Source organism: Frigoribacterium faeni, from assembly GCF_007988805.1.
In the GTDB taxonomy this organism is placed as follows: domain Bacteria; phylum Actinomycetota; class Actinomycetes; order Actinomycetales; family Microbacteriaceae; genus Frigoribacterium; species Frigoribacterium faeni.
In genome coordinates, this window is sequence record NZ_BJUV01000073.1 from 1 (window position 1) to 2,237 (window position 2,237).

Here is a 2,237-nt window from a genome sequence, read left to right on the forward strand (position 1 = left end):
GTCCTCGGCGGCGGGCCGGCGCCGACCCGCCGCCGAGGACGGGGACCCGCCGTATCGACCACGGCCCGCCGCCCCGCGCGAGCGGGGAGACGGGCCGGGGAGCCGAGGAGGCGCGGGGTCAGACCGCGGGCATCGCTCCCGCGATCGTGATGGTCGCGCCCGAGGTGTAGCTCGACTCGGGGCTCACCAGGTGCACGTAGGCGGCGGCGAGCTCGGCCGGCTGGCCGGGACGGCCGAACGGCGCCTGGCCGCCGAACTCCGACACGGTCTCGGCGTCGTCGGAGCCGGGCTGCAGCGGGGTCCAGACCGGGCCGGGCGAGACCTGGTTGACGCGGATGCCCTTGGGGGCGAGCTGCTGCGCGAGGCCCGAGGTGAAGACGCCGATGGCGCCCTTGGTCAGGGCGTAGTCGATCTTGTCGGGGCTGGGCTGCGTGCCCTGGACCGAGCCGGTCGTCACGATCGACGAGCCGGGCTCGAGGTGGGGGATCGCGGCCTGGGTCAGCCAGAACAGCGAGTAGACGTTGGTCTTGATGGTCGAGTCGATGTCCTCGGTGGTGAGCGTGAGGATGTCGTCGTTGCTCTTCATCCGACCGGCCACCATGACGAGGGTGTCGAGCCCGCCGAGCTCGTCCACGGCCTTCTGCACGAGGTCCCGGCAGTACTGCTCGTCCGAGATGTCACCGGGCACGAGGACGGCACGGCGGCCCTCGCCCTCGAGCAGGTCGCGCACCTCCTCGGCGTCCTTCTGCTCGCTGGGCAGGTAGCTGAGCACGAGATCGGCGCCCTCGCGGCTGAGCGCGATCGCGGCGGCGCGGCCGATCCCCGAGTCGGCGCCGGTGACGACACCGCGGAATCCGGTGAGCCGCTCCTTGCCGACGTAGCTGGTCTCGCCGTGATCGGGCTTCGGGTCCATCTTCCAGGCCTCGCCCGGCAGCGACTGCTCCTGCTTCGGGAACGGCGGGGCCGGGTAGAGGTCGACCGGGTTCTTCTTGTCGTATTGGCTCATGGGGTCCACGGTGCCCGCGCCGCGCCTCCTCCGCCCGCGGCGTGTACCCCGCTCGCGGTCATTCGGAGCGCTCGCGGAGAAAGATGAGCGTCATGCGATCGATCTGGAAAGGCGCCATCACGTTCGGGCTCGTCAACGTGCCCGTCAAGCTGTACAGCGCCACCGAGGACCACGACGTCTCGCTGCATCAGGTGCACGACGCCGACGGCGGGCGCATCCGATACCAGCGGAAGTGCGAGATCTGCGGAAAGGTCGTCGACTACGAGCACATCGACAAGGCGTTCGACGACGGCGACCGGACGGTCGTCCTGACCGGCGAGGACCTGAAGTCGCTGCCGGAGGAGAGGTCGCGCGAGATCGACGTGCTCGAGTTCGTGCCGAGCGACCAGCTCGACCCGATCATGTTCGACCGCAGCTACTTCCTGGAGCCCGACGGCACCTCGCCCAAGGCCTACGTGCTGCTGCGTCGGACCCTCGAGGAGACCGACCGCACGGCCATCGTGCACTTCTCGCTGCGGCAGAAGACCCGCCTCGCGGCGCTGCGGGTGCGCGGCGACGTGCTCATGCTGCAGACGCTCCTCTGGGACGACGAGGTGCGCGAGGCGCGGTTCCCGGCGCTCGAGAAGCAGACGCGGATCAGCGACAAGGAGCTCGACATGTCGTCGTCGCTCGTCGACTCGCTGAGCGACGACTTCGAACCGGCGGACTTCAGCGACGACTACCAGGAGGAGCTCCGCCAGCTGATCGACGCCAAGCTGAAGGAGGGCGAGTCGCTCGACACCGACGCCACGTTCGGCGAGACGTCCGAGGACGCCGACGACGAGGGCGGCGAGGTCATCGACCTGATGGAGGCGCTCCGCCGGTCGGTCGAGAAGAACCGGTCGGGCGGACGCCGCACGCCGGCGAAGAAGGCGACTGCGTCGTCGACGTCGAGCACGGCGACGCCGGCCGCCGAGAAGCCGGCCGCGAAGAAGCCGGCCGCGAAGAAGCCGGCCGCGAAGAAGACTGCTGCGAAGAAGACTCCTGCCGAGAAGAAGCCGGCCGCCGCGAAGAAGAAGGCCGGCTAGCCCCGTCCGCTCTACCGCACCACCGTCCGTGCACCGCACCGGGACTAGAGCCGGTGCGGTGCACGAGACGCGGTGCGGTGCACGAGACGCGGTGCGGTGCACGAGGGCCGGTGCGGTGCACGAGACGCGGTGCGGTGCACGAGGGCCGGTGCGGTGCACGAGAC

General features: G+C 70.5%; 2 protein-coding genes. One reads left to right on the forward strand and one right to left on the reverse strand.

What is annotated here, in order from left to right; translation table 11 throughout:
• Positions 1-118: 118 nt before the first annotated feature.
• Complete coding sequence (locus tag FFA01_RS15745) at positions 119-1,006, reverse strand: SDR family oxidoreductase (protein ID WP_146857128.1); 888 nt, start codon at positions 1,004-1,006, stop codon at positions 119-121.
• 92 nt (positions 1,007-1,098) lie between these two features.
• On the opposite strand from FFA01_RS15745, the gene ku reads away from it, so the two are divergent.
• Entirely contained in the window at positions 1,099-2,073 is a 975-nt protein-coding gene (gene ku / locus FFA01_RS15750; RefSeq protein ID WP_146857129.1) for a non-homologous end joining protein Ku, read from the forward strand.
• Positions 2,074-2,237 lie beyond the last annotated feature (164 nt).

What these genes read in the sequence shown, in the direction of transcription:
- ku (WP_146857129.1), top strand. Translation starts at nt 1,099, where the DNA reads ATGCGATCGATCTGGAAAGGCGCCATCACGTTCGGGCTCGTCAACGTG.
- FFA01_RS15745 (WP_146857128.1), bottom strand. Translation starts at nt 1,006, where the DNA reads ATGAGCCAATACGACAAGAAGAACCCGGTCGACCTCTACCCGGCCCCG.